The sequence below is a fragment of the Deltaproteobacteria bacterium GWC2_55_46 genome (genome assembly GCA_001595385.3).
GTDB lineage: Bacteria > Desulfobacterota > GWC2-55-46 > GWC2-55-46 > GWC2-55-46 > UBA5799.
This window is the reverse complement of record LVEI03000001.1, coordinates 310,109-336,277: the sequence shown is the minus strand read 5'-3', so window position 1 is coordinate 336,277 and position 26,169 is coordinate 310,109. Positions and strand designations below refer to the sequence as shown.

Annotated in this window: 26 protein-coding genes, 1 tRNA gene and 1 pseudogene; 21 read left to right on the top strand and 7 right to left on the bottom strand. The window is 54.9% G+C overall.

Translation table 11 applies throughout. The features are described from left to right. The first annotated feature begins 38 nt into the window (after positions 1-38). From A2V21_301575 to A2V21_301540, 8 genes are all read left to right on the top strand, one after another. Complete coding sequence (locus A2V21_301575; GenBank protein ID OIJ73065.1) at positions 39-710, top strand: hypothetical protein; 672 nt, start codon at positions 39-41, stop codon at positions 708-710. A gap of 181 nt (positions 711-891) precedes the next feature. Then, entirely contained in the window at positions 892-1,326 is a 435-nt protein-coding gene (locus A2V21_301570; protein OIJ73064.1) for a type II secretion system protein GspG, read from the top strand. Between the two features lie 303 nt (positions 1,327-1,629). Next, positions 1,630-1,938: a hypothetical protein gene (locus A2V21_301565; GenBank protein OIJ73063.1), complete on the top strand. Its 309-nt coding sequence runs from the start codon at positions 1,630-1,632 to the stop codon at positions 1,936-1,938. Beyond that, positions 1,931-2,275, top strand: a complete 345-nt coding sequence (locus A2V21_301560) for a hypothetical protein (protein ID OIJ73062.1) — start codon at positions 1,931-1,933, stop codon at positions 2,273-2,275. Before A2V21_301565 ends, A2V21_301560 begins: the two co-directional genes overlap by 8 nt. After that, a complete protein-coding gene (locus tag A2V21_301555) occupies positions 2,250-2,837 on the top strand; it encodes a hypothetical protein (GenBank protein ID OIJ73061.1) in 588 nt (195 codons plus the stop codon). Before A2V21_301560 ends, A2V21_301555 begins: the two co-directional genes overlap by 26 nt. 23 nt (positions 2,838-2,860) lie before the next feature. Next, positions 2,861-3,781, top strand: coding sequence for a hypothetical protein (locus tag A2V21_301550; GenBank protein ID OIJ73060.1), 921 nt, complete (start codon positions 2,861-2,863; stop codon positions 3,779-3,781). Next, positions 3,778-5,097, top strand: coding sequence for a hypothetical protein (locus tag A2V21_301545; GenBank protein OIJ73059.1), 1,320 nt, complete (start codon positions 3,778-3,780; stop codon positions 5,095-5,097). Before A2V21_301550 ends, A2V21_301545 begins: the two co-directional genes overlap by 4 nt. Before the next feature lie 25 nt (positions 5,098-5,122). Next, positions 5,123-5,659 carry a hypothetical protein gene (locus A2V21_301540; GenBank protein OIJ73058.1) on the top strand — a complete coding sequence of 179 codons (537 nt, stop codon included), beginning with the start codon at positions 5,123-5,125 and terminating at the stop codon, positions 5,657-5,659. A 14-nt stretch (positions 5,660-5,673) separates the two neighbouring features. Here the strand turns inward: A2V21_301540 and A2V21_301535 are convergent, their stop codons facing one another. The 4 genes from A2V21_301535 to A2V21_301520 are packed head-to-tail and all read right to left on the bottom strand — an operon-like array spanning position 5,674 to position 8,605. Then, entirely contained in the window at positions 5,674-6,474 is an 801-nt protein-coding gene (locus A2V21_301535) for a metal ABC transporter permease (protein ID OIJ73057.1), read from the bottom strand. An 18-nt stretch (positions 6,475-6,492) separates the two neighbouring features. Further along, a complete protein-coding gene (locus A2V21_301530; GenBank protein OIJ73056.1) occupies positions 6,493-7,242 on the bottom strand; it encodes a zinc ABC transporter ATP-binding protein in 750 nt (249 codons plus the stop codon). Continuing rightward, positions 7,239-8,186, bottom strand: coding sequence for a hypothetical protein (locus tag A2V21_301525; GenBank protein ID OIJ73055.1), 948 nt, complete (start codon positions 8,184-8,186; stop codon positions 7,239-7,241). Before A2V21_301525 ends, A2V21_301530 begins: the two co-directional genes overlap by 4 nt. Then, positions 8,168-8,605, bottom strand: a complete 438-nt coding sequence (locus A2V21_301520) for a hypothetical protein (GenBank protein ID OIJ73054.1) — start codon at positions 8,603-8,605, stop codon at positions 8,168-8,170. The genes A2V21_301525 and A2V21_301520 overlap by 19 nt, the downstream gene beginning before the upstream one ends. 141 nt (positions 8,606-8,746) lie before the next feature. Between A2V21_301520 and A2V21_301515 the strand changes: the two genes are divergently transcribed. The 11 genes from A2V21_301515 (at position 8,747) to A2V21_301465 (ending at position 20,218) form a co-directional block, all read left to right on the top strand. After that, positions 8,747-9,397, top strand: a complete 651-nt coding sequence (locus A2V21_301515) for a hypothetical protein (protein ID OIJ73053.1) — start codon at positions 8,747-8,749, stop codon at positions 9,395-9,397. Between the two features lie 2 nt (positions 9,398-9,399). After that, positions 9,400-10,728, top strand: coding sequence for a hypothetical protein (locus A2V21_301510; GenBank protein OIJ73052.1), 1,329 nt, complete (start codon positions 9,400-9,402; stop codon positions 10,726-10,728). Between the two features lie 40 nt (positions 10,729-10,768). After that, positions 10,769-11,890, top strand: coding sequence for a hypothetical protein (locus tag A2V21_301505; protein ID OIJ73051.1), 1,122 nt, complete (start codon positions 10,769-10,771; stop codon positions 11,888-11,890). A gap of 4 nt (positions 11,891-11,894) precedes the next feature. Then, on the top strand, positions 11,895-14,993 hold the full coding sequence (locus tag A2V21_301500) for a hypothetical protein (protein OIJ73050.1): 3,099 nt from the start codon (positions 11,895-11,897) through the stop codon (positions 14,991-14,993). Between the two features lie 71 nt (positions 14,994-15,064). Continuing rightward, on the top strand, positions 15,065-16,042 hold the full coding sequence (locus A2V21_301495; GenBank protein OIJ73049.1) for a capsular biosynthesis protein: 978 nt from the start codon (positions 15,065-15,067) through the stop codon (positions 16,040-16,042). Between the two features lie 94 nt (positions 16,043-16,136). Continuing rightward, on the top strand, positions 16,137-16,355 hold the full coding sequence (locus A2V21_301490; protein ID OIJ73048.1) for a hypothetical protein: 219 nt from the start codon (positions 16,137-16,139) through the stop codon (positions 16,353-16,355). A gap of 120 nt (positions 16,356-16,475) precedes the next feature. Beyond that, a complete protein-coding gene (locus A2V21_301485; protein OIJ73047.1) occupies positions 16,476-17,474 on the top strand; it encodes a hydroxyacid dehydrogenase in 999 nt (332 codons plus the stop codon). Between the two features lie 492 nt (positions 17,475-17,966). Next, a tRNA-Arg gene (locus A2V21_301480) sits at positions 17,967-18,043 on the top strand. 127 nt (positions 18,044-18,170) lie between these two features. Continuing rightward, complete coding sequence (locus tag A2V21_301475; protein ID OIJ73046.1) at positions 18,171-19,007, top strand: hypothetical protein; 837 nt, start codon at positions 18,171-18,173, stop codon at positions 19,005-19,007. Between the two features lie 52 nt (positions 19,008-19,059). Further along, positions 19,060-19,293: a hypothetical protein gene (locus A2V21_301470; protein OIJ73045.1), complete on the top strand. Its 234-nt coding sequence runs from the start codon at positions 19,060-19,062 to the stop codon at positions 19,291-19,293. A gap of 52 nt (positions 19,294-19,345) precedes the next feature. Further along, positions 19,346-20,218, top strand: coding sequence for a hypothetical protein (locus tag A2V21_301465; protein ID OIJ73044.1), 873 nt, complete (start codon positions 19,346-19,348; stop codon positions 20,216-20,218). Here A2V21_301465 and A2V21_301460 read toward each other — a convergent pair. The 3 genes and pseudogenes from A2V21_301460 to A2V21_301450 all read right to left on the bottom strand — a co-directional run bounded on the left by A2V21_301460 (position 20,215) and on the right by A2V21_301450 (position 23,717). Then, a complete protein-coding gene (locus A2V21_301460) occupies positions 20,215-21,090 on the bottom strand; it encodes a hypothetical protein (GenBank protein OIJ73043.1) in 876 nt (291 codons plus the stop codon). The two genes, A2V21_301465 and A2V21_301460, sit on opposite strands and share 4 nt — an antisense overlap. Positions 21,091-21,376: 286 nt before the next feature. After that, a pseudogene (locus A2V21_301455) lies at positions 21,377-22,146 on the bottom strand (AAA family ATPase). A gap of 20 nt (positions 22,147-22,166) precedes the next feature. Next, positions 22,167-23,717, bottom strand: coding sequence for an integrase (locus A2V21_301450; GenBank protein ID OIJ73042.1), 1,551 nt, complete (start codon positions 23,715-23,717; stop codon positions 22,167-22,169). Positions 23,718-24,036: 319 nt separating this feature from the next. Here A2V21_301450 and A2V21_301445 point away from each other — a divergent pair, with 319 nt between their 5' ends. Then, complete coding sequence (locus tag A2V21_301445; protein ID OIJ73041.1) at positions 24,037-24,429, top strand: hypothetical protein; 393 nt, start codon at positions 24,037-24,039, stop codon at positions 24,427-24,429. A gap of 105 nt (positions 24,430-24,534) precedes the next feature. Then, the gene (locus tag A2V21_301440) at positions 24,535-26,043 is read left to right on the top strand and encodes a hypothetical protein (protein ID OIJ73040.1); all 1,509 of its coding nucleotides are present in this window, start codon (positions 24,535-24,537) and stop codon (positions 26,041-26,043) included. Positions 26,044-26,169: the final 126 nt, after the last annotated feature.

The window sequence follows — 26,169 nt, the reverse complement described above, 5'->3', positions numbered from 1 at the left end:
ACATGTTATAAGACCAAATCCCGGAGAAAACTGAAGATATGCCAGAGAGCGTACAACAGAAGCTTCAGCTGCCGATAACGCAAGGCACTGAGATCGTCGTCGAGATAGAGGATTATTCTATCAGGGCCAGGTGCGACTTTATCGGCATGAGGCAAGGCCAGTACATCATGTTGAGCTTCCATGACACGGTTTTGCGCACCGACCAGCTGAGGGACCTGAATGTCGTGGTCCGCTACCTTTATAAAGGCACTGTCTTCGGCTTCAAATCGAGGGTCATGGGCCTGCTGGCCTCGCCTGAGAGGCTCCTCGTCATCGCCTATCCGTACGCCCTGGAGGAGTTCAAGGTAAGGCACTGCCAGAGGTATGAGTGCATACTGCCTGCCACCGCCTCTTTGGAAGGCTGTGAGGCTGAGGCTATCCTGATAGACATAAGTTCTGAAGGCTGCAGGTGCTCGATAAAGACAACCGGTTGCGCCAATAGAGATGCCATTTACAATGCCATTGAGCTGGGCAGAGAGGCATCCATCAAGGTGGAGCTTCCCGGCGCCTCGGATAAGCTTGTGCTCTCCGGGGCCATGAAGAATATCGTAAAAGACGAAGGCAGGATAGTACTTGGCGTCGCCTTTGCCTCATTAAGCGAGGAGTCCCGAAAAAGGCTCGAAAGCTATATCTTCTTCCTGTCGGCTGTTAAAGAGGCGCAGGCCTCCTGAGCCTTCCAGCGCCTTAAGTCCCGGCCTTAGAGAATCCTTCCAACCCGTACAGATAATTCGGCTTTTTAAATCTCACAATCTATTGAACATTAGATGGAAATGGGGCCTTATTCAAGACCTCCTGGTCGTCTCATGTCTCTAAACTGTTGTTATCAGGCGGTTTTTGATATAAAATATCCAGATGACTAAGGGTAACAGAGGTTTTACACTTATCGAACTGATGGTCGTTATCGTCATCCTCGGCATCCTCGCTGCCATAATAGCGCCGCGGATAGTCGGCAGGACAGACGAGGCCAAGGTGACGGAGGCCCGTGTTCAGATAATGAACCTTGAGACAGCGTTGAAGCTCTACAAGCTGGACAACGGCTCGTACCCTTCGACCGACCAGGGCCTTGAGGCCCTTACAACCAAGCCGGAGACCGGGAAGATACCAGCCAACTGGCGTGAAGGCGGCTATCTTGAAAAGAGGAAGATACCGGCAGACCCATGGGGCAACCCCTATGTCTACGCGTCTCCGGGGCAGAGCGGCGACTATGACATCGTCACTTACGGCGCAGACGGCAGTCGCGGTGGCGATGGGTTTGACGCTGATATCGAAAGCTGGAAACTGGACTGACAGGTCCATGGAAAACTCGCTATGCTCGAACGAAGACGAAGACAGGCCAAAGGCCCGCCACAGGCCAGAGGCCGTAAAAGAACCGCCGCAAGCCGCAAAAGACGTCCATCCGTACCCCGCGCAAACGGTTTCTCCCTGCTGGAACTTATCGCTGTAATCGCCGTAATAGGTCTCGCTCTCGCTGTAGTCTTTCCCAGGCTTCAAGGCCTGGAAGACCGTTATCTGGACTCAGACGCCCAAAGGCTCTCCCTTCTCGCTGTCTTTCTCGGAGAGAAGGCATCCGCCACAAGGCATTATTACCGGATGAGGTTTGATCTCAAGGGCGCTGCCATAACGGTTGAGTCATCCGCTGACGGCGTTGAATACGCCCCGGTGGCAGAGGCAGTCAGCCGTGGCCTCAAGCTCAGGCGCGGCGTGGAGATAGACGAGGTCTCGGCGCCAGGGCTCGGCAAGGTAAGGCGCGGAGAGGCGGCGATAGCGCTGTCGCCGACGGGGGGCCCTCCTTTCGAGGTGACGCTTGTCTCCGGCAAAAGGAAGGCGCTCGTCTCATACAATCCCTTTACTGGCAGGGCCTCGGTTACGGACCCGGATAAAAAGGTCAGCGATGGATAAGCGGGGTTTTACGCTCATAGAGGTGATGGTCGCCCTGGCGATACTCTCGGGCGCGGTGGTCGCGCTGCTCGCGAGTTTCAACTACCACCTTGGCGTTGCCTCCGGAAGCCGTGATGAAGTCCTGGCAACCGCCCTGGGGCTTGAGAAGATGGAAGAGATAAAGCTTGGAGGCAAGGCGGAAGCCCTTGAAGGCACCTTCGGCAAGGCGTATCCCGAATACAGGTGGAGCCTTGTCCAGGAGGATACGGCGCTTAAGGGGATTAAAAGGCTTGAGCTCAAGGTCAGCCGTGAAAAAGGGAGGCCATTTTTCCTTGTCTCGTACATCAAACAGGAATAACGGCTTTACCCTGATAGAGGTCATGGTAGCGGTGGCCCTTACAGCCGTCCTCCTTGTTGCCCTATATTCGGCCTTCTTCTCCATTGCCGGGGCTGGCAGGAAGGCAGGGGACAGGGCAGAGAGCTTTGTAGAGGCCGGGAGGCTCATCGATAGATTTACAACAGAGGTCAGGTCAGCTTATTTCAGGCGTGGAGACACTCGGACCTTTTTCCAGGGCGGCAATAAAGGCGGGGACTCGGAATTGTCTTTTACGACATTTACATTCCCGGTCGCTACTGGTGCCCCCACAAGCGACCTTGTTGCCGTAAATTATCATATTGAAAAGGACGGCCTTGAAAAGCGCCTGGTAAAAGAGGTATGGAACCCGTATCTGGGCACAAAAATGGGATTCAGCGCGATAAGGGATATAAGAGAGTTCGAGGTAAGCTACTTTAACGGCAAGGACTGGTCAAAGGCATGGGAGGCAACTATTGAAGGCTCTGCGCCGCGGGCCGTAAGGATAAGGATAGTCCTCCCGACCGGTGAGGAGATCGTCCAGACCGGCAGGCTTATGATAAGATAGATTATCATATAAATAGTGTAATTATGCGTATTTTAAGAGAAAATAAATCTGAAAGCGGCCTTGCCCTTGTCACCGTCCTGCTCGTTACCGCGGTGCTCGCCACCCTTGTGACAGATTTTATCTACAGGACTTATATCGCTTCTTCGAGGGCAGGGAACCTGAGGGATTCGGCAAGGGCGGCCCTTATCGCCGGGGACGGCGTGGCCCTTGCCAGGGCTGGACTCGAAGAGTTTTTGAAAAAGGACGCCAATATAGTCATGGACCCGACCGGCATGGTCTTTTCTCAGCCGGTGGGCGAGGACTTAAGCGTGGAGATAAGGGCTGTTGACGAAAGGGCAAGGCTTTCAACCCGGATAGCTTACCCATTGACCGGGGTGCTGGAGCCAAAGGCGCATGGCAGTTTCCTGAGGCTCCTTAAGGTGGTCAAGGCCGAGGATTCCCTTGCTGACCAGCTTGTTGACTGGATAGATAGCGATACCACCCCAAGGGGGCGAGGGGCCGAGGAAAGTTATTATATGACACTTGCGGAGCCGTATAAGCCCAGGAATAATTACCCGGAGAGCGTCGACGAACTTCTTTTAGTCAAGGGGTTTACCCCTGAAGTATTAAGGTCGATCGGGCCTTATATCACTCCTTATGTGCCCGACGGACTCGTGAATATAAATACCGCGCCAAGGACAGTGCTCATGGCCCTTACGGAAGAGATGACAGGGGAGCTTGCGGACGAGATCATAAAGTACAGGAATAAAACGCCTTTCAGGGACAGGTCAGATGTAATGAAGGTGCCGGGCTTTGAAAAGACCGGCTTTGGCCTGCAGGACCGCGTGACCGCCACATCGAGGCTCTTCAGGGTCTATTCGAGGGCAAAGTCAGGCGAGGTCATCCGAGAGGTCGAGGCTGTCGTGCAGGTCGGGGGAGGGATCCTCTACTGGAGGGAGATGTGACGCAGAAGAAAAGCCTGATCATTGACATCGGCAAGGAGAAGGTCTGGGCCGGGGTAATAGCCGGAGTCAGCCCTGACAAGCGCGCCTTCCTTACCGCCGAGATACCGCCGGGTGAGGGCGGGCTAAAGGCGGCCCTGGCCGCGGTACTGACAGAGGCAGGGGTTAAAAAGGGAGGTGAGTTTCAGAGGGTCCTCGTGAGCGTGCCTGCCGAGGACCTCTCCATCAGGATAGTCGATATGCCCTTCAGCGAAAGGAAGAAGGTGCTCGAGGCCCTTCCCTTTGAGCTGGCCGGCCTTCTGCACGTGGAGGTGGACGAGGTCGTAACCGATGCCGTTCCGCTTGGTGAAGGCAGGTTCCTTGCCGTGGCCGTTGAACGCAGGCTCATAAGCGCTTACCTTGAGCTTTTCAAGTCCCTGGGGGTCGATCCGGTCTGGGTCGGCTCAGGGCTTTTTGCAATTCCGGCTCTCATGGGAGATTACGGCAAGGAAGGGGTAAGGGCGCTGCTCTTTCCCGGCGCCATGGCCGTGACAGAGGGCGGGAGCCCACGCTTTTTCAAGCCCGTAAGGAGGCTCGACGGGGTGCGTCTCGGAGCCGCGTTCCTCGACGCTGAGGGGCTTGATGTAGACGAGGTCCACTATGCCGGGTGGGATGAAGCGGAGCTAAGCGGGATATTCCATGGGGCAAGGCTCATCCCGCTGGGATTACCCGTTGGATGCTCTTATGATTGGGCCCTCATCTGGGCCCTGGCCCTTATCGACGGAAAGGGGCTTCTGGGAGAGACGGTCAACTTCAGGCGCGGTGAGTTCGAATATACAAGGGACAAGGTGACTTTGAGGAAGGGGCTTAAGCTCGCCGCCTCTCTTGCCGCCCTTCTTGCCATCCTTTTGACCGGGGACCTGTACATAAGATATCTCGGCCTTTCCGCTGAGCTCGATTCCTACAGGCAGTCTCTGAGGGCGTCTTACCTTGAGCTTTTCCCCGGGGAAAGAAATGTTACGGACCCGGTATATCAGCTCGAGGCGAGGCTCAAAGCCATTCAAAAGGAGGGGGAGGCGCTGGGCATGGGACGAAGCGCGCTTGACGCCTTGAATGGCGTTGCCCAGGCAGCGCCACAGGGGCAGGGCATCAGGATAACCGAGCTTACACTTGCCGAAGACGGCAGGGTAATAGCAAAGGGAGAGGTCTCTAACTTCGAGGCCGCAAGCTCCCTTAAAGAGGCTTTCGCCAGAGGGCGGTTCAGGGACGTGAGCCTCGATGAAACAAGGGCGAGGCCCGAAGGCGGGGCCTCCTTCAGCATTAACGCGTATCTGAGGTAAAACGCACATGGAACGAAGGGCTATATTGCCAAAGGGCATCTTCAACAACGTATTCATGGGATTTGAGAGGAAGAAGGCGTATCGGTACGCCGTCTACGCGGGCATCCCGCTTCTTATCCTTGTTGTCGGGTTTACGCTATACGGCAGGTATCTGCATCTTAAGAAGTCTGTTGCCGCCGCCGAGCGCAATATCGGCAGGATGGATACTCTCAGGAAGGAGTACACCGAGAAGAAGGCCGCCTTCGAGACGATGGCGGCAAAGGTCATCCCAACAGGTGTCTCTCCGGTCTCGGCCATAGAACTGATGGCGAAAAGGACCGGCATAAAGGATAAGATAATCTCGATAAAGCCGCTTGAGGAGAAGGGCGTTTCAGGATATACGGACCGGGCGGTGGAGGTAAGGCTTGAGGCTCTGGACATGAACCATCTGGTAAACTTCCTCTACCAGGCGGAGCACGGCGACCGTCTTGTCATAATACGCGACCTCTCGATCAAGGAACGTTTCGAGAACAGGGAGCTCCTGGACGTGACGCTCAAGGCCTCTGTTGTGACTAAACCATGAAGTGCCTGGATTGCCTACTCGGGCCTGTTAAGTATAAATGACAGGAGAAAGAATGCGAGGGCGATAAGGACTATCGTGCCGCCGCTGGCGAGGTCGAGGTAATACGAGAGGAAGAGCCCTGATATTACCGAGGAGAGCGAAAAGGCGATGGAGATGAATATCGTCTTCCTGAAGCTCAGGTCGAACTGCCTGGCGCTCACTACCGGTATGACCATGAGGGCGCCTATAAGGAGTATGCCGACGATTCTCATGGAAAGGGAAATGGTGACCGCCGCCAGCACGACTATCAGGAGATTTAACTTCCTCGCATTCACTCCGCCAGCCTCGGCGAACTCCTCGTCAAAAGATACCAGGAAAAATTCCTTGTAGAGAAGCGTTATCGCCAGAAGCACGGCGACGAAGACCGCTGAGAGCATGTAGAGGTCTACCGGGCCGATGGTAGAGATGCTGCCGAAGAGATAGCTCAGGAGGTCCACGTTAAAGCCCCTGGCCAGGCTTATTATGACGACCGCCACGGCAAGGCTGCCTGAAAGGAATATGGCGAGTATCGATTCGGCGAAGAGGCTTTTTATGCCGCGGAGCCTCTCTATCGCAACTGCCGCGAGAGTTGACGCGGCGATCGCCGAGACGACCGGCTGCGTGTTCGTAAGGACGCCTATGGCCACACCCACCAGCGAGACATGGGCGAGAGTGTCGGCCATGAGCGAGTAGCGGCGAACGACAAGGAATACGCCGATAAGCGGGAGGATGACCGAGATGAGTATCCCGGCCGCGAAGGCCCTCCTCATGAAGTCAAGCTCGAATATCTCTGGCATTTTCTTTAGACGGCCTCCTCAGTGCCCGTGAAGGATGAACTTGACCTTCTTGCCGTAAAGCTCCTGCATGTAATCCTCGTTTATGAACTTCTTTGGCGAGCCGTGGCAGACAAGCCTCCTGTTGAGGCAGAGGACCGATTTTGCCTGGTGCGCCACTACGTCGATGTCGTGGGATATGAGCAGTATCGTTATCTTTAAATTCCGGTTCAGGTCCTCTATGAAGGAATAGAACTTCTCCTGGGCCGTGACGTCCACCCCCACGTCAGGCTCGTCGAGGATGAGTATCCTGGGGTCGCTCGCAAGCGCCCTTGCGATGAAGACCCTCTGGCGCTCTCCACCGGATAAGCGCCCGATAAGCCTCGTGCTGAGCCTTGCCACGTCGGTTATCTCCATCGCCTTCGCTACCGCCGTCAGGTCATCCTTTGAAAGCCTCCTTAGAAGCCCCATACGCGCGGTCCTGCCGCTTCTCACCACCTCTTCCACGGTCGCAGGGAAGTAGACCTCGGCTGTAGTCCTCTGTGGCACGTAGCCTATGAGGTGCCGCCTGGTGAAGGATTCCTGCGGCTCTCCGTATATCCTTACCTCCCCGGAGGTCGGCCTCAGGAGGCCGAGTATGACCTTGAAAAGGGTAGTCTTACCGCCGCCGTTAGGGCCGATGATGCCGAGGTATTCGCCCTCTTCGACGGAGAAGGAGATATTCTCAAGGACAGGGTTGCCGTTGTAGTTGAAGCTCAAGTCCCTGACTTCTATGCACTCTGTTTTTTTCATCTGCAATCGAGGGCTGTCTTGAGATTGGCGAGGTTCTCTCTCATTATCGAGATATAGTCCTTGCCGGATTTTTTTTCATCTGGCGTAAGCCCTTCTATGGGGTTGAGGGTCAGGACCGTCGCCCCGGTCTCCCTGGCTATCGTTCGGGCTGTACGTGGATTTCCGAGAGGCTCGGTGAAGATATATCTTATCCCCATGTTTTTCATAAGCTTCGAAACCTCCGCCATGCGCCTTGGACTCGGCTCCTCGCCTGAGAAGACCCCGGTGACAGGGAAGATATTCAGATTATACCTTCTTCCGAAGTAGCTGAAGGCCTCGTGAGAGACTATGATATCCCTTCTGGCGCATGAGGAAAGCGTACTCTTGAATTGGTCGTCGAGCTTTTGAAGCTCAGCCTTGAATCTTCTTGCGTTCTCCTTGTAGTAGGCGGCGTTTACCGGGTCGAGCTCGATGAGCTTGTCCCTCAGTATATCTGCCATTTGAGAGGCCAGGACCGGGTCGAGCCAGATATGGGGGTCGAGTGGGCCGTGCTCATTGCCTTCGTGGCCTTCCTCTTCCGTCTCCTTCAGGGTGAAGCGGTCAGATATCCTTACAGTGGTTACACCCGCCCTGGCAAGCTCAGGAGCGATCCTCTCTGCCCACGGGTCGAAGCCAGCGCCAAGATAGACAAAGAGCTTCGAGGCGACAACCCTCCGTATGTCCCTTGGCGTTGGCTCAAAATCATGCGACTCCGCCCCCGGGGGAACGAGGTCAAGAACATCTATATGCTCGCCGCCGGTCTTCTCGATAAAGTGGGCGAGGGGATAGAAGCTCGCCGCCGCTCTGATCTTCCCATCCTTTGGCTCCTCCGGCTGCCTGTACGTCAAAAGGACGGCTATCGATAATATGATGACCGCCAGGACCGCCATGGCGACGGCGTATCGTTTCACGCCTGCCACCTGCATGTCTGGCATATCCCCAGGAATTCGAGCGAGTGGTTCGTCACGTGGAAGCCACGCGACCTTAATATCTTCTTCTCCTGCTCTTCGAGGTCCCCCTCCAGCTCTATCTCCTCTACCTTCCTGCACTTGAGGCATATAAGATGGTGGTGGTGCTCACCTGTTGCCAGCTCATATCTTTTGGCCCGCTCGTGCGGGAACTGTATCTCCTTTATGACGCCGTGCTCCTTGAGGAAGGCCAGCTCCCTGTAGACGGTGGTCTTGTTGAAGGTAGTAATGCTTTGCCCGAGCATGCTGATGACTTCGAGGGCGGAAAGGGGGAGGGCGTTCGTGATGAAAAGCTCCACCACGCCCCTGCGGATGCGCGTGAGCCTGAAGCCCCTGCCAGATAGCTCCGAGAGTATCTCATTGAGTCTTTCAGCCATAACCCTGATTCTAATGCAACTAAGTTGCGTCTGTCAACGTTCTTTTGAAGCAGACGGCTTTTCGTATCTGCCGCTTGACAATCGGTGGCGAGATGATATGATAGTGAGCACTTACTCACCATAGTTGTTTTGGACAGGACGATGAAGGACATGGAAGAAAAACCGGTCAGAAAAAGGCCAGCGCCGCCTCGTGCGAGGATGAGCGGGGATGAGCGCAGGGTCCAGATAGTGAAGGTCGCCGCGGACCTCTTCGCCCGCAATGGCTTCCGCGGCACCACCACGCGCGAGATAGCCCTGAAGGCCGGCATAAGCGAGGCGGTGATATTCAAGCACTTCAGAAGGAAAGAGGATCTCTACAAGGCCATCATAGACTCCAGGTGCGCTGACACGGAGGGCGACAGCCGCCTGCTGACACTCCTTAAGGGCAAGCAGGGCAAGGAGGTCTTCAGGACCGTCGCCACTCATCTGCTTGAAGAGCACCGGAAGGACCCGTCATTCCTGCGCCTTCTCACATACAGCGCGCTTGAGAAACAATCGCTCTCCGAACTCTTCCTTAAGACAAGGGCCCTTGAGCTCCTCGACTTTCTCGAAGGGCATATAAAAGAACTCGTGGCCGACGGTTCGATGAGGCCGGTCGATACGGCGCTGGCCGCGAGGGCCTTTATCGGGATGGTCATACATTACAGCATCGTCCAGGAGCTTTACGGTTTCAAGCGACGCTTTACAAGGCCTACGCAAAAGGTCGCGGATACATTCGTAGACATATTCTTCGAGGGGATGAAGAGGAGGTAGTCATGGCGGGGCTAAAAAGACCATCACCGGGCCGCGCGTTTGCGGCGATCGCCGTCCCTATCGCGGCGGTGCTGCTCGCCTTATTGCCTGACAGGGCCTTTTCACAGGAAAGGACACTTACGCTCGATGAGGCTTACAGGCTCGCGGTAGCCAGTCACGAGAGGGTCGCTTTAGCCGGCGAGGGGATGAAGCAGGCCGAGGCCGACCTCGGGAAAACGATAGCAAGGGTGCTTCCGAACATAACCGCGGAGGGAAGCTACACGAGGTATACCTCTGAGAAGAGCTCCGCTGCATTCGTCATCCAGCCAAAGTCCAGCACCAACGCTGAACTGAGGATAACCCAGCCATTGTATTCCGGCGGCAAGGAGTGGGCCATACAGAGGCAGGCCAGGCTCCAGATAAAGAGCGCCAGGGCCGGGCTTGAAGGCGCGCAGGAGGGTGTGCTGCTCGACACATCGCGGTCGTATTACGGTGTGCTCAAGGCCCAGAAAGACCTCGCGATAAAGAAGGCCGCCTTGAGGCGCGCCGAGGAGAGGCTCGACGTCGCAAAGGCCAGGCTTAAGGTCGGCGAGGTAACAAGGTCAGCGGTGCTGCGTGCCGAGGCTGAAATGGCTGGCGCTGAGGCCGAGCTGATAAAATCCGGGAATAGCCTTGAGAACGCGAAGACGCTCCTTAAGAGGATGACTGCCATTGAAGATAGTTTTACGGTCTCCGAGCCGCCCCCCCTTCCTCTTGCCGTGAAGCCCGCCGCAGAGCTGGTGGATGTGGCCTTAAAGGAGAGATACGACTATTCCCAGAGGCTCTTTGAGGAGAAGGCCGCTACCGAAGGCATAACGGTCGCAAGGGCCGGGTTCAAGCCATCTTTAAAGCTTGAAGGTCTTTACACCTGGCGCGACCAGGAGCCGGCTACTACGTTTTTGCTGGAGGAGAGCGCGTCCGGTACCTTGAGGCTCACCTATCCTATCTTCGAGGGGTTCCTGAGAAAGGCTGAGCTGAATGAAGCGCGCAGCAACCTCCGCGAGGCGGAGCTTAGAAGGCTTGGCCTCAGGCGGGATATCGAGGTGCAGATAAGAGAGTCCTTGAATAATGTAAGCGCTGTCGAGGCGCTGGTCGAATCGTTCAGGCGCCAGCTCGCGTTCGCGGAAGAGGACTACAAGATGGTATTCGAGCAGTTCAGGTTCGGGGTCGCTACAACAGTTGACGTGATCGACGCGGAAAATACCCTTGTATCGGCGCAGAGCTCGTACGCCAACGCGGTATATGACCTGGAGCTTGCAAAGATAGACCTTCTGTATGTTACCGGCACCCTCGTGCCGGGGGTTAAAGAATAATATGACCGGAGTCCGTATGAAGACATCTCCATTGACGTTATTGGCAATAACGGCCTTTGCTGTCCTTGCGTTCCATGGCTGTTCCGGCAAGGAGGCCCCCAACGGGCAGGCCAAAGGGGCTCAAGCGAAGGAGGCCCAGGCGATAAAGATCACTACAGCCGCGATAGAGGGCAGGAGTGTAGAGAGGACGGTCGAGGCCACCGGCACACTGGCGGGCTGGGACGAGGTAATAGTGTCGAACGAGGCCTCGGGCACTGTGCGGGAGATAAGAAAAGATCTCGGCGACAGGGTAAGGAAAGGAGACGTCCTTGCGGTCCTCGACCAGCGCGAGGCGAGGCTTTCTCTTGACCAGGCAAGGGCAGCGCACCAGACGGCCTTAAAGGCGCTTGAGCGCGAGAAGGCTACCCTCGAAGAGGCCAAAACGATCCACAGGCGCTACGAAGAGCTTTTTAAAAGGGAGATGGTCTCCGCCAGCCAGTACGACGACGTGAAGACGAAGCTTGAGGTGGCATCCTCCCAGTTCAACCAGGCGGAATCAGGGATCGAGGAGGCGGCAGCAAAGCTCGCTCTTGCCGGGAAAAGGCTCGCGGATACCATCATAAAGTCCCCGATAGACGCGACGGTAAGCAGGCGGGCCATCTCCGCTGGCGAGTATTTAAAGGACAAGACAGATGCCTTTACGGTCGTTTCAACCGCTACGCTTAAATTCAAGGGGACTGTGGCTGAGGCATCAGCGCCTATGGTCGCAATCGGCCAGGAGGTCAGGATAAATGTCGAAGCCTTCAAGGATAAGGTCTTTAGCGGCAAGCTCACAAGGATAAGCCCTGCCGTAGACGTCCGCACGCGCACGCTTGAGCTCGAGGCCTCTGTGCCGAACGCGAAAGGCGCCCTCAAGCCGGGTTTCTTCGCCAGGGGCGTCATATCGACGCACAGGGAAGGCAACGTTGCCTTCGTTCCTGAGTCCGCGGTCTATTCCTTCATAGGCATTAACAAGGTCTTCGTCATCGAGAACGGGGTAGCCAGAGAGAAGACGGTGCAGGTAGGCGCGAAGGACGGGGGTATGCTGGAAGTAAAAGGCGAAGCCTTAAAGCCGGGGCTCAAGGTTGCGGCCTCGAACCTCCCGAACCTATTCGACGGCGCCAAGGTAGCCAAAGAGGACTGAGATCATGTCGCTATATGAGATATGCATAAAAAGGCCTGTATTCGCGACCATGCTTATCCTGAGCCTGGTGGTCATGGGCCTCGCGTCGTACCGCGAGCTTGGGCTCGACCTTTTCCCGAAAGTCGACCTGCCGACTGTCACGATAACTACACGCCTTGAGGGCGCGAGCCCGGAGGAGATAGAGAGCCAGATAACCAAGCCCATCGAGGAGGCCGTAAACACCATAAGCGGCATCGATGAGTTGCGTTCTACCACTATCGAAGGCCAGTCCCAGGTCTTCGCCACCTTCATCCTTGAAAAGGACATAAACGTCGCTTCCGACGAGGTGAGGGACAAGGTCTCACGCATCCTGTCCGATCTTCCGCCAGGCACCGATTCCCCGATTATAGAGAAGTTCGACCCGGATTCCTCTCCAATAATGTCGATGGTCGTCTCAGGCAAGCGCTCTGCCAGGGAAGTGACCGAGATTGCGGACAAGAAGATAAAAAGGCAGCTTGAGGCCGTCAAAAACGTCGGCGCCGTGACCCTTGTCGGCGACAGGAGACGTGAGATACAGGTCGTCATAGACCCTGACAGGCTTTCGGCCTACGGCCTCTCTATCGCCAAGGTCAGGGATGCCATAAGGAAACAGAACGTAGAGGTCCCAGGCGGCAGGATAACCTGGGAGGCCACGGAGCAGGGGCTTCGCACCATGGGCAGGGTCGAGGACGTCTCGCAATTCGAGGAGCTTATCGTCTCTGACATGAAAGGCGCGCCGGTGCGCCTGAAGGACCTGGGGCGTGTGCTCGATACCGAGGAAGAGCCGAGGTCCATATCGAGGCTCGATGGCAATAGCGCCGTATCGGTGCTTGTCAGAAAGCAGTCAGGAACAAATACCGTCGAGGTAATAGACAAGGTTAAGGAGAAGATCGCCGAGATAAAGGGCACGCTTCCGACTGACATCGAGCTTGAAGTCGTAATAGACCAGTCCAGGTTCATAAAGAAGGCGGTAAGCCAGGTCGAGGAGCACCTTGTCATGGGCTCGATACTGGCGAGCCTCATAATACTCCTCTTTATCCGCAACTGGAGGACCGCCCTCATTGCCGCCATCGCCATCCCGGCGTCTATCATAAGCACCTTTACCATCATGAGGTATTTCGGCTTCACGCTCAACAACATGACGCTTCTGGCCCTGTCGGTCTGCACCGGCATAGTCATAGACGACGCCATAATAGTCATCGAGAACATATTCAGGCACATGGAGGAGGAGAAGAGGACGCCCTTCGAGGCCGCAGTAAAGGGCACCAAGGAGATCGCCCTGGCTGTCATGGCTACGACCCTTTCCCTCGTCGTCATATTCCTCCCGGTGGCGTTCATGCAGGGCACTGTCGGCAAATTCTGGAAGAGCTTCGGCCTCACAGCCGCCTTCGCGATCATGATCTCGCTCCTCGTTTCCTTCACCCTTACCCCGATGCTCGCCTCAAGATTTCTGAGGCTCCGGGAGGCAAAGGCCGCTTCCAGGGAATCGAAGATATACACCAAGGCTGAGGGGGCATACTTAAAGCTCCTCGGCTGGTGCCTGCGGCACAGGGCGATAGTCATCGTAGCGGCTGTCGGCATACTCTTTTCAGTAGTCCCGCTCATGAAGATCACCAAGGCCGAGTTCATCGCCGACGACGACATGAGCGAGTTCGAGGTCATAGTGGAAACGCCCCCCGGCTCTTCCCTTGATAAAAGCTCCGAGATAATAAGGGAGGTCGAAAAGAAGATAGCCGCCATACCGGAGGTGGAGCATACCTTTACTTCCATAGGTGTAAGGGGGCAGTATCTTTCAAACGTCACCGACGCCTCCATCTACGTCGACTTGAAGCACATGAGCGAAAGGGAGAGGGACCAGAAGGAGCTGATGCAGGAGGTGAGGGACCTCTTGAATGGGACCCCCGGCCTCCGGATAAGCGTACAGAACATAAATCTGGTCTCAGGAGGCGGGTTCAAGGCTACTCCCTTCAACCTGGTCCTTCGCGGGCCGGAGCTTAAGATGCTCGACGAGTACTCGGGAGATCTCATAACGAGGCTCAAGGCGATCCCTGGCTTCGTTGACACGGACACAGGCCAGGCATTGAAGCACCCGGAGCTGCAGGTCCATATCGACAGGCGGAAGGCCTCTGACCTGGGGGTAAGCGTTGACGCGATAGCAGCGAGCCTCCGTACCATGGTCGGCGGCGAGAAGGTCTCGCTTTTCAGGGAAAAGGACGAGCAGTATAACGTAAGGCTCAGGCTCAGGCAGGACTACAGAAATAGCCAGGAGAGCATCTACAGCCTGACCGTTCCAGGGGCCGACGGCATGCTCGTCAAGCTCAACAACCTGGCAGAGCTTACCCCCGGCACAAGCCCTGGCCAGATAGACCGCTACGCGCAGGAAAGGCAGATAACAATCATATCGAACCTGTACAACAAGCCGCTCGGCGAGGCCATCGCAGACGCCAACAGGACCGTCAGCGAGATGAAGATGCCGCCTGAGTACTCCACCTCGTACCTTGGCAGGGGAAAGCTCATGGCCGAGGCATTCAAGAACTTCCTCATAGCGTTCGTCCTGAGCCTCATATTCATCTACATGGTGCTCGCGGCCCAGTTTGAAAGCTTCGTCTACCCGCTCTCCATCATGTCATCAATATTCCTCGCCATACCGTTCGGCATCTTAAGCCTCATACTTGCCGGGAGCACGCTCAATATCTACAGCGTCATGGGCATGTTCATCCTCATAGGGGTCGTCAAGAAGAACGGCATACTCCAGGTCGACTACACCAATACGCTCAGGGCCCGCGGCATGGAAAGGTATGAGGCACAGATGCTCGCCAACAAGGTCAGGCTCCGCCCGATACTCATGACGACCTTTTCGATCATCGCCGGCATGCTGCCTGTGACCCTCGGCAGTGGTGACGGCTCGGCGGCGAGGGCCTCGATGGCCGTCGTTATCGTTGGCGGCCAGGCCATGTGCCTCATCATAACCCTGGTCGTAATACCCGTCATATACTCTGCCCTCGACGACATAAAGTTCCCGGCATTCCTTAAACGCTTCAGCTTTCCATGGAAAAGGCGCGCGGCCGGGATAACCCAGCCTTGACAAGCGCTCCAGGCCAAGCAAGACTTTAAAAGGCTCAGGGATGTTCTCTCTTTTTTTGCCGTGGAGGGTCTATGAGGGTCCTTTTTGCGGGGGATGTGATGCTCGGGAGGCTTGTAAACCGGGAGCTTCAGAGGAAACCCCCGGAGTTTCCATGGGGCAATACACTGCCGGTATTCAGGGAGGCGGAGGCCCGGATCATAAACCTCGAGTGCGTCATCTCTGACAGGGGCCGCCCATGGTCAGCTACTCCGAAGGTCTTCCATTTCCGCACGGACTCAAAAAACGTAGAGGTGCTGAAAAAGGCCTCTATCGACGCCGTCTCTTTAGCAAATAACCACACACTTGATTACGAGTACGAGGCCCTTTCAGATACCATCGGCGCGCTCGACAGGGCCGGGATAAAGCATGCCGGCGCCGGAGTGGATATTGAAGAGGCGAGCGCGCCTGCCTTTTTTGATATCGGGGGGAAGAGGGCGGCGATGATCGCCTTTACCGACAACGAGCCCGGCTGGGAGGCGAGGCCGCACAAGCCCGGGGTCTACTACGTCCCGACCAGCCTCGACGACCCAAGGGCCCAGGGCCTTTTTGACAGGGCTGCCGCGGCGAAGAAGGAAGCGGATATCCTTATCGTGTCGGCCCATTGGGGGCCTAACTGGGGCTACACCCCTCAGGGCGCACACATCCCGTTTGGGCGCAGGCTCATTGAAAGCGGGGCTGATATCGTCTTCGGCCACTCATGCCATGTATTCCAGGGTATAGAGTTCTACAGGGGCGGAGCCATCATATACGGCGCCGGGAACTTCATAGACGACTACGCTGTTGACGAGAGCGAACGGAATGACGAGTCGTTCATATTCGTGGCTGACGTAAATAAAAAAGTCAGGTCTATACGCCTTTATCCGACTATAATAGAGAAGTTCAGCGCGCGCCTGCCTGGGTCGCCGAGGACCGAGCTTATAGCAGCCAAGATGAAGAACTTGAGCGCAGACCTCGGTGGCAGGGGCGAGTGGGATGATAAGAAGGGGCTTTTGACCATTTTCCCGCGCTAAAGGCTCGCTTGAGTTTTTATGACTGAAATCATATAATTAGAGGATAAAACATTGTATATTTTAAAAGAGATATTTCCAGATAAGGAGGAATAAGATGGCAGAGATCACCGGCAATATGACCACCGGAGAGGTTACGACCAGATGGCCCTCGACAAAGGAGGTCTTCTCAAGGCACTTTGGCTCTGGCTGTTTTACCTGCCCGGCTTTCGGCGGAGAGCCCATTTCAATGGCTTGCGCCATGCATTCGACGGATGTAAATATTTTCGTCTCCGAACTCATAGAGGCAGCGAAGAAGGACGAGGCTCAAGCCTGAGACTTTTTCCCAAAGGGCGGCTGGCTTCATGCCAGCCGCCCTTTTTTCATTTCAGCAAACGGCTTGACATATCGCCACAGCGGGAAAAGAATCAATCATGCGATTCCACGGGAGACGCAGATGAAACTCGCTGTCTTTGAGGTCGAAGAATGGGAAAAAGGGGCCTTCGAGAGGCTCGACTCGGGCCATGACATGAGGTTCCTGCATGACCCTCTTACATCCGGTAACGCCGGCCCCTACGCTGACGTGGATGTGATATCAACGTTCATCTACTCAGAGCTTGACAGCATTACGCTAAGCCACTTCCGGGACCTGAAGCTCATCGCCACCCGCTCTACAGGCTACGACCATATAGACATGGCATATTGCAGGGGGCGTGGCATAAGTGTAGCGAACGTGCCCACCTATGGCGACAATACCGTCGCGGAACATGTCTTTGGCCTTCTACTGGCGATAAGCCACAACCTGGTCGACGCTGTCGACAGGACGCGCAGGGGTGATTTTTCTCTGCTTGGGCTTCGCGGCTTCGACCTCAAGGGAAAGACTATAGGCGTACTCGGCACAGGAAGCATCGGCAGGTGCGTCATAGACATAGCAAAGGGCTTTCACATGGATGTGCTTGCCTATGACCTTTATCCGAAGGAGGAGCTGGCGTCAAGGGTCGGGTTCAGATATGTCTCTCTCGAAGAGGTCCTGAGGAAGGCAGATTTCATAACCCTCCATGTGCCAGCCACTCCAGAGACCGACAACTTCCTTTCAGAGCGCGAGTTCTCCATGATGAAGACTGGCGTAGTAATAATAAATACCGCCAGGGGGAGCCTCATAGACATACAGGCGCTTTTAAGGGCGATAACCACAGGCAAGGTCGCGGCTGTCGGCCTTGACGTCCTGCCTGAAGAGCCCGCGATCCGTGAAGAGGCAGAGCTCCTTCGCTTCATAGCCCAGAAAAAACCGCTTGACGTCCTTCTGGCCGACCATATCCTGCTGCGCCTCAGGAACGTGCTCATAACCCCGCATAGCGCTTTCAACACGAGGGAAGCGGTCCAGAGGATACTTGATACGACCATCGACAATATAGCGGCCTTTGCGGCAGGGGTGATTAAAAACAGGGTGATTTGAAGCGCTCTGTTTATAGAGAGCCCCTGGCAGGCTTGGCGCCTGTTGGTCGAAGGGTGCGGAGATAAGCGAGATAACCCTCAGATTGCTTAAGCCCCAGGTCATGGGCTTTTTGAGCGTTCATTTTGAACGACATAAATATCGTCATCCCAGTTCACGAAGCCGTTTTTTAATGATGGAATATAGACGATGAAAGCGACCAGGGCGGGCAGAAGAGATGCGGCTATAGCGGCTTTGCGAAGATTATCGGGTTTTTCTGTCACTATCTCATCCATATGTTGAGGTCGACACAAAGCAGCTATAGATTTTCGACTTATTGTAAAAACATAGCATGAGCGAGTGCAGCTCTTCAATCGTTTTTCATTTTTGAATGAGAGTAGCCCGTTTTATCGCAATGGCAAGCGGTTTTTTTTGATTGACATAGTCTGTTTTTTCTGAGAAGATTATGCACTCAACTTTTGTTGTAAGTAGTTGTACAAAATAAACTATTACTTAGCCCCCGTAGCTCAGATGGATAGAGCAACGGATTCCTAATCCGTGTGCCGGACGTTCGAATCGTCTCGGGGGCGCCAGAAAAATCAAGGGGTTACGGGTTTTAAGCCTGTAGCCCCTTTTTCTTTTGCTATTCTAAAATTCAGTCCCTTGACACTTTTCTCCTGAGAGAGGATAATCAGCGTATCTTTCCCGCGAGGTCTTTGGATGCTGAAGCTCATGTGCTGGATGGCCTCTTTCGGTAGTACGAACGCCAGGGTCTACCGTGATATCGCTAAAAGGCTCGGCAATGGTAATGAGACAGCGCGTTTTTTAAGAACGCTTGCCAGGAGCGAATCAGAGCTTTCCAGGGCCCTTCTTTCATCTGCAGATAAAATTGGAAGGTCAGGCAGGAACTGCATGGCCCCGGAAGGCCTCCACGGCCTCAGCGAGCTTGTGAAGGACTCTTTCGCGTTTCTAGGCGTATCAATAGAGGCGGGGGAGGAGGCCTTTATCGAGGGGCTCCTCCAATGCGAACAGCTTAAATGGACGAGCATCACGGTCCCGCTCGCCTCAAGGATAGCCGAGTTCCCTCAAGCCGCCCAGGTACTTGCCCACGCGCAGAAACACAAGCGGAAGATAGATCGTTTTTTTGAGGATCGCGCCCATTTAAGGGACTTAAGCTTCCGTCTAAAGGCCTCTCAATCTGTCTGGGTGGAAAGGTTCCTGCTGGTAGGTGATTTTCACCCGGAGGTAGCGACAGCGCTTAAAGAGGACGGGATAGTCGAAGTCGCCTCGCACGGCGAGGAGGCCATAGAAAGGCTCCGGGAAAACTACTACGCCGCGGTCCTTTCTGAGACCGGTCTTTCGCGTATCGACGGCATCGAGGTCTGCAAAAAGGCCTCCAGGATATTCCCCGGCATAGAGGAGAGGTTTCTTTTCATCTACGGCGAGCTGACGAAAAAACAGAGGGGCTTCATCGACCGTAAAGGGTTGAGGCGCGTACCTAAGCATACGCGCCCTGAGAAGGTCAGGAGCGAGGTCGCCCTGATACTCGAGCGTTGACACGTAGTAGTCTCCGGTTTTGAATAACGAATTAAAAAGGAGGAGCGTCCCTATGTCGGTTGAGGCCTATGTCTTCATTGAATGCGAGCACGCAAAGTCAAAAGAGGTGCTCGACAAACTCCTTCAGATAGGAGGCGTCAAGGACGCGAGGATAGTGACAGGCCCATACGACCTCATAGCCCTTGTGGCCGCCTCGAACTTCAAGGTCCTTGGGGACGTGCTCATATCAAGGATACAATCCATCCAGTATGTTAAAAAGACCCTGACAAACGTCATTATAGAGTAGACTCTCCGCCAGAGACCCAGCCAAAAGGCTTCGCCCATGTTATACTTTATCTATGAAGAGCAGGGTCTCTATCGCAAACAATCTTGACGTTGAAACGGCCGTATGGAGCGCCCTCGACGCGATGGAGGGGCTTTCCGCGCTCTTCATCGGCAAGCATGTCGCCATAAAGCCCAATGACACATGGGCCTCGAAGGACGACCTTACCGCCTGCACACAGGCAGACACCTTGAGGGCGGTCGTAAGGTACGTCAAAAATTATTTCCCTAAAAAGCTGACCGTCTCAGGCGGGGCAGGGGCAGGGGAGACGGCAGATGTCTTCAGGCTCCTGGGCCTCGACAGGGTGATCGCTGAAGAGGGTGTCGAGTTCTTCGACCACAACAGGCCCCCTTTCAAGGCGGTGCCGCTTGAGTATGGGCCGCTAAAGGAGGTGATGGTCAATGAACGGGTACTGGATTATGAGACCGTCATATCGCTTGCGCAGCACAAGGAGCACCACCTCGCCACAGTCACCCTCACGATGAAGAATATCTCGATGTCCTATCCTGCCGCCGACTACTACGGCCACCCGAGGGCAAAAAGCCTGCATCCGCATGATATCTTCACTGACATACAAAAGTTCATCGCTGGGATGTGCAAGACCTTCCCCATCGGGCTCGGCATAATCGTAGGACATCCGGCCATGACAGGGACCGGCCCCATTGGCGGGCATACCTTTGAGAGCGGCATCGTCATAGCAAGCAAGGATTGCGTCGCTGCGGACACTGTCGGAGCGCGTATTTTAGGCTATGACAGGGTAGAGCATATAATCGAGGCTGAAAGGCTCGGGGTCGGCACGGCTAATCTGAATAATATCGATCTGGCAGGGGTGCGGCTGGATGAAGCGAGACGTCTTTTCAGGGAAAGGGAGCGGCAGGCCGCCGCTTAATCGTAGTAGGCGCTTATCTCGCTGCGTACACCGGAAAGTTCATCAGAGAACTTGTCGAGCTCCTCTGCCGTAACTCCGAGATCTTTCATTATCGCGGAGTGCATTGGCGAGATGACCGCGTATTTATCCTTTTGCTCTGTAGAGAGAAGGTTGGCCAGATAGACGGTCTTTACAAGCGGCGGGAGCGTTTTGGTATCTTCAAGGCAGGCTTCCGGCGTGTGGTGGTACCTTATCGCGTGCACGCAGTCTTCCGGCAGCTTGCATTTTTCGATAAACCAGGTGCCTGCCTCGGCGTGGTCGGCCCCGAACACAGACTTTTCCCTCCCAAGGCAATTCCTGTCAAAGGCGCAGACCTCAAGATATTCCTTGTTCAATACCTGTATCAGTATTGGGCGGCCGATGTCGTGGAGAAGGCCTGCAAGAAAGGCTATCTCCTTGTTCACAAGCCCCGATTTTTTGGAGATCATGACAGAGGCCATCGCCACCTCGAAGGAGTGCCCCCACAGGGAAGAGAGCACTTTCCTCGTCGACGGATTCGGGACATTGAATATGGTCGATGATACTGCCAGCCCTTTAACCATTTCGAAGCCGAGTACGAGGATCGCCTGGTGGATGGAGCTGATCTTCCTTGGGAAGCCGTAATAGACGGCATTGGAGACAGCCACGACCCTGGAGGCTATCGCCTGGTCATGTTCGATAACGGCTTCGAGGTCGGAAATCCCTGACAAAGGGTCGTCGGTTATCTCGATTATCTTCTTGAGAACCGTAGGAACGGTAGAGACCTTGAAGATATCGAGTACCTTTGACTTGAGCGCCTGGCGCTTCGCCTCTTCTGCCTCGCCCGAATGTATGTCTGTTACTGTATTCCCCATATACCCCATTGTCCGCTATGCATTTATTATCGGCAAGGGATGATCAAACTTTAGAAAAAAAACAAAAAAATCAGAATCCTTGATAATAAAAACCTTACTTTAATCTCCTCGATTTACTTATGTTTTTTTCGGGGTGGTTTCAGCTATATAGTAATAATATCCACTAAAACAGGAGGCACGGTGCCTATTCCGCTCAAATTGACCAGTCGTTCCGCCGCAAACTGACCACGCATTCCGCTTGAAACTGACCAGGGCCGGAGCGCCAGCGACGCTGGTGTTTCCGATATTACATTCCCTGGTCAGTTTGAGTCAAGTTTTCCTTCTTCCCGGCCCTGAGCTTTCTCATCGATTCGCCCTTGAGAGCCACCCGGTGCGAGTTATGTAAAAGCCTGTCGAGGATGGCGTCCGCGATCGTGGGGTCCCCGATGTTGTCGTGCCAGTTTGTAATAGGGAGCTGGCTGGTCATGATGGTCGAGCGGCAGTCCTGCCGGTCATCGAGGACCTCCAGGAAGTCCCTTCTTTCCGTTTCGGTCAGGGGCGCGAGCCCCCAGTCGTCCACCACCAGCACGTCGGTCCTGGCGAGCCTGTTCAGGAGCTTCGTGTAGCTCCCGTCGGCCTTGGCGAGCGTGATGTCGTGGAGGAGTCTCGGCAGCCTCGTATAAACGGCCGTATACCCTTCCCGGCAGGCCTTGTTCGCGAAGGCGCAGGAGAGATAGGTCTTGCCCACGCCGGTGGGGCCGGTCACAATGATGTTCTGATGGCCCTTGATCCACTGGCAGTTTGAGAGGCTCCTGACGGTCTGCCTGTCCAGGCCCCTTGGATGTCGGTAGTCGATGTCCTCCACGCATGCAGGCTGTTTGAGCCGCGCGGTCTTAAGTCTCCTTACCAGGCGCTTCTCCTCACGGAGGGTATATTCCCTATCCACCACCATCGCAAGGCGCTCCTCGAAGCTCAGGTCCGCCACATCAGGTTGAGTTAGCTGCTCCGTGAAGGCCGCGCCGCCATGCCGCCGAGCTTGAGCTCGAAGAGCTTCTCCAGGGTCTGTTTGTTCAGCATCGTCCAATTTCTCCTTTTCCTTAGTGGTAGTAATTGCCGCCCCTTATGTTCTGATGCACGGGCGCGGGTACGGTCTTTTTCTTATCCTCAGCCATCATGGGCATCTGCTTATCCAGCCCGGTCTTCAGTATCGAGTCCATGCTCCTGTAAGAGCAGGTCTTGAAGGTAAGAGCCCTTTGGCAGGCCGCCTCCAGCCTGGCCTCGGAGTAGCGTTTGCCAAGGCGCAGTATACCGAGGCAGGACCTGTATCCCTGCTCAGGATGGGGCTTGCTCTCCATGATGGTCTTCACCACCTCTGCCGTACACGGCCCTATGCTCTCCGCCCATCGTATTATCCTCGACGGCGTCCATTCGAGGTGCTTCTGGTGGGATTTTGGCCTGTGCTCGGTTGTCGTGGTGAAGCCGCCCTTCTTATAGCTCCTCTGGTGAGAGGCCACGCGCCTGCCTCCGAAGATGACCTCCACGGTGGATGGGTTCAGCCTTACCTCCACCTCCTTGTGTATGAGCTGATAAGGGACGCTGTAGTAGTGGGCGTCCACCTCTATGTGGTAGTCTATGTTCACGCGCGACCGCTTCCACTCGGCGTATTCATATCTCTCGGCGGGAAGCGGTTTCAAAACGGGCTTGTCGAGGGTCTCGAAGAGGTCCCTCCGGCAGGTGTCGAGTTTCTTGAACTTGCGGCCGTTGAGCCTCTCCAGAAGCTCGCAGATGGCTTCGTTGACATCCGAGATGCTGAAAAAGGTCCGGTTCCTGAGCGCGGCCAGGATCCACCTCTCTGCTATAAGCACGCCGGCTTCCACCTTCGCCTTGTCCCGGGGCTTGCCGGCCCTCGCGGGCATCACCGTCGTGCCATAGTGCACGGCCATCTCATGATATGTGGGATTCAGGTCGGGTTCATATCTGCAGGCCTTGGTAACGCCGCTTTTTAGATTGTCGGGGACGACGATATCCGTGGCGCCGCCAAAATATTCAAAGGCCCTTATATGGGAGCTTATCCAGTTGTGCAGGCTCTGGCTGGATGTCGCCTCGGCGTAGGTATAGTTGCTCGCGCCCAGCACCGCGACGAAGAGCTCGGCTTTTGTTATCTCCCCGGTCATTCTGTCGACCACGGGGATGGTGGACCCGGCATAGTCCACAAAAAGCTTCTCCCCGGCACGGTGCTCCTGGCGCAGCACCACATCGAGCTTCCCGGTCCACCTCCGATATATCTCGCAGAACTGGCTGTACTGATATCCTTCTGGGTTGCCCTCCTTGTACTCCTGCCACAAAAGCATAAGCGTGACATGCTTCCTGCCAAGCTCCTTTCGCAGATACTCCATCGCGGGCATGTTACGGTCCTCGGCGGCCACTTTCACCGGCGCCGGGAACAGGAGTCGCTCCAGGGCGCCATCATCCATCTCCGCAGGCAGGGGCCAGGAAAGCCCTGCCTGCGTCGCCCTGAACACGTACTCCCGCACCGTATTATGGGATACCGCGCAGGAACGGCTGACCTGCCGGTTACGGAGCTTCAACTCCCATTTGAGCCTCAGAATTTCTCTTATCTTCCGCATGGACAACCTCTCGTTGGGCATCACGTTCCTCCTCGGCAAACAATGTTGCCTTGAAGGATACCTTTTGCCCGACTGGTTTATCCAGCGTCGTTGGAAGGGGATCCCGGGCCGCCCTTAAAGCCTGGTCAAATGGCGTAGGAATCGGTGGTCAAATTACTCCGGAATGACTGGTCAGTTTCGTCCGGAACGGGTGGTCAGTTTGGAGCGGAATCGCTGGTCAGATTGGTCCGGAATACGCAGGCACGGCGCCAGGTCCAATTATGATTTATACTCCTGATTGAAATAAAGGGGCAGCGCGTGAAAGGACGAATAGTCCACATTACAGGATCGAGCTCCGGGATTGGCAGAGAGACCGCATACCGAGACTGAATTCGATCTGATAATAGTCGACCTCGGGCTTCCTGACAGCCAAGGGTTAGCAACTTTCTGCAAGATGTGCTCTCATGCCGCAGAGACTCCGATAATAGTGCTGACCGGCCTGGCTGACGAAGAGGCCGGCATGAAAGCAGTAAAGCAAGGGGCCCAGGACTATCTGGTCAAGGGTCAGATAGACGGCCGTCTGATGTATCGCTCGATTATGTATTCCATCGAGAGGTTCAGGCTCGAGCGGGAGCTTAAAAAGCGGATGGACCAGATCGAGAGATTGGACAGGTTACTGCACTTTGAAAGGGACTTTGAGGTGCAGGACCTAAGAAATGAGATAGAGAGGCTGAAAGAGAGAAAGGCGAGTTAGGCATCTTTGATGAGCACTCAAACCCTCTATTTTAAAGTCAACATGAAATGTGTGTTGCAAACACTGAAATCGTCTCTATACTCGACAGGGGAGGCATTGAGGGCGATGGGGAACGAAAAAGTCCGAGTACTTTTAATCGAAGACACGACCGCCAATGCCGGACTCTTGGTAGATGAGCTAAGGAAAAGCGGGCTCGACCCGCTCTGGCACCGGATAGATAATGAGGAAGAGTTCCTCGCCCAGCTGAAACCCACCCCTGATATTATCCTTTCTGAATACAGGACACAAAATTTCTCCGCATTGCGAGCCCTTGAACTTTTAAAACAGAAGGGGCTGGACATACCTCTTGTAATAGTCACCTCGAACATAAGTAAAGCTGCCGCCCTCGATTCCTATAAACAAGGGGCTGAGGCATACATCCTTAAAGACTGCCTTAGCAGTCTGGGAGTCGTCGTTGAGCGCGCCCTTGGCCAAAAAAAGTTAAGGGAGGAAAAGAACGCGGCTATAATGGCGCTTGAGGAGAGCGAAAAACTCTTCCGTGCCACTGCTGAGGCCGCCCCGGATGCCATAATATGCATTGAGGAGCCTGACGGTATATATTTCTGGAACAGAAGGGCCGAGGAGATGCTGGGTTATTCCAGTTCAGAGGTCATGGGAAAGGCCCTGCATCCATTCGTAGTGCCTGAAAGATATTACGAAAGAGCCGTTAAGGGCGTACATGAGTTCTTCCGGACCGGGAGAGGCCCGAATATAGGGAAGATAGTGGAGTTTGAGGCCAAACGGAAGGATAATAGCGAATTCCCGATCGAGCTCTCCATTTCCTCGATAAAAGTAGATGGCAAATGGAAGGCTGTAGGCTTCATAAGGGACATAACCGAGCGAAAGAGAGCCGAGGAAGAACGCCTTAAGATACAAAAACTCGAGGCGTTAAGCCTCCTTGCTGGCGGCATAGCTCATGACTTCAACAACATGCTAACGACAATCCTCGGCAACGCAGAGTCCGCCGACCAGGAAAAGGATCCAGCCGAGGTACACAAAAAGCTCATAGAGGCCGAAAGAGTCATCCTCAGGGCAAAAAACCTCTCCCAGCAGCTCATGACCTTCGCGAAAGGCGGGACCATCAATAAGAAGACCCTTTCTGTTAGTGCCTTGATCGAGGAAGCGGTTTTCACCAGCATCAAGGCAGAAAATATAAAATACGACCTTATTTGTCCTGAGCAGACCTGGCCTATCGATGCCGATGAGGTCGAGATGTCCCAGGTCTTGAGTAACATCATCCTCAACGCTGAGCAGGCCATGCCGAATGGTGGCAGGATAGAGGTAAAGTGCTCAAACGAATCGCTTGGCAAAGGGAACCCCTTTCAATTGGAAGAAGGCCGATATGTAAAGGTCTCGATCAAGGATACCGGCCACGGCATACCCAAAGAGGACTTGAAGAGGCTCTTTGAGCCATATTTCACGACCAAGCAGAGGGGGAAGGGACTGGGGCTCGCTATAGCTTATTCCATCATCAGGAGCCATGCCGGGTTCATAACAGTAGAATCAAAGGTGAACGTCGGGACTACGTTTTATATCTACCTTCCGGCTGTAAACACTTTTACTTCAAGAATGTAAACACATTTACTTCATCTGTCTGTCTACGCCGCAGGAAGCGGCGCGCCCATTCCCGGAATGTCGCATAATGGATATTATGTCAAATTACATCGTGCAGAGCGGAGGCAGGCTTTTAAGGGCGGCGTA

Excerpts from the sequence above, each read along its gene's own strand:
- A2V21_301575 (OIJ73065.1), top strand. The coding sequence starts at position 39 with ATGCCAGAGAGCGTACAACAGAAGCTTCAGCTGCCGATAACGCAAGGC.
- A2V21_301570 (OIJ73064.1), top strand. The coding sequence starts at position 892 with ATGACTAAGGGTAACAGAGGTTTTACACTTATCGAACTGATGGTCGTT.
- A2V21_301565 (OIJ73063.1), top strand. The coding sequence starts at position 1,630 with ATGAGGTTTGATCTCAAGGGCGCTGCCATAACGGTTGAGTCATCCGCT.
- A2V21_301560 (OIJ73062.1), top strand. The coding sequence starts at position 1,931 with ATGGATAAGCGGGGTTTTACGCTCATAGAGGTGATGGTCGCCCTGGCG.
- A2V21_301550 (OIJ73060.1), top strand. The coding sequence starts at position 2,861 with ATGCGTATTTTAAGAGAAAATAAATCTGAAAGCGGCCTTGCCCTTGTC.
- A2V21_301535 (OIJ73057.1), bottom strand. The coding sequence starts at position 6,474 with ATGCCAGAGATATTCGAGCTTGACTTCATGAGGAGGGCCTTCGCGGCC.
- A2V21_301530 (OIJ73056.1), bottom strand. The coding sequence starts at position 7,242 with ATGAAAAAAACAGAGTGCATAGAAGTCAGGGACTTGAGCTTCAACTAC.
- A2V21_301525 (OIJ73055.1), bottom strand. The coding sequence starts at position 8,186 with ATGCAGGTGGCAGGCGTGAAACGATACGCCGTCGCCATGGCGGTCCTG.
- A2V21_301520 (OIJ73054.1), bottom strand. The coding sequence starts at position 8,605 with ATGGCTGAAAGACTCAATGAGATACTCTCGGAGCTATCTGGCAGGGGC.
- A2V21_301515 (OIJ73053.1), top strand. The coding sequence starts at position 8,747 with ATGAAGGACATGGAAGAAAAACCGGTCAGAAAAAGGCCAGCGCCGCCT.
- A2V21_301510 (OIJ73052.1), top strand. The coding sequence starts at position 9,400 with ATGGCGGGGCTAAAAAGACCATCACCGGGCCGCGCGTTTGCGGCGATC.
- A2V21_301500 (OIJ73050.1), top strand. The coding sequence starts at position 11,895 with ATGTCGCTATATGAGATATGCATAAAAAGGCCTGTATTCGCGACCATG.
- A2V21_301495 (OIJ73049.1), top strand. The coding sequence starts at position 15,065 with ATGAGGGTCCTTTTTGCGGGGGATGTGATGCTCGGGAGGCTTGTAAAC.
- A2V21_301490 (OIJ73048.1), top strand. The coding sequence starts at position 16,137 with ATGGCAGAGATCACCGGCAATATGACCACCGGAGAGGTTACGACCAGA.
- A2V21_301485 (OIJ73047.1), top strand. The coding sequence starts at position 16,476 with ATGAAACTCGCTGTCTTTGAGGTCGAAGAATGGGAAAAAGGGGCCTTC.
- A2V21_301475 (OIJ73046.1), top strand. The coding sequence starts at position 18,171 with ATGCTGAAGCTCATGTGCTGGATGGCCTCTTTCGGTAGTACGAACGCC.
- A2V21_301470 (OIJ73045.1), top strand. The coding sequence starts at position 19,060 with ATGTCGGTTGAGGCCTATGTCTTCATTGAATGCGAGCACGCAAAGTCA.
- A2V21_301465 (OIJ73044.1), top strand. The coding sequence starts at position 19,346 with ATGAAGAGCAGGGTCTCTATCGCAAACAATCTTGACGTTGAAACGGCC.
- A2V21_301460 (OIJ73043.1), bottom strand. The coding sequence starts at position 21,090 with ATGGGGAATACAGTAACAGACATACATTCGGGCGAGGCAGAAGAGGCG.
- A2V21_301450 (OIJ73042.1), bottom strand. The coding sequence starts at position 23,717 with ATGCCCAACGAGAGGTTGTCCATGCGGAAGATAAGAGAAATTCTGAGG.
- A2V21_301440 (OIJ73040.1), top strand. The coding sequence starts at position 24,535 with ATGGGGAACGAAAAAGTCCGAGTACTTTTAATCGAAGACACGACCGCC.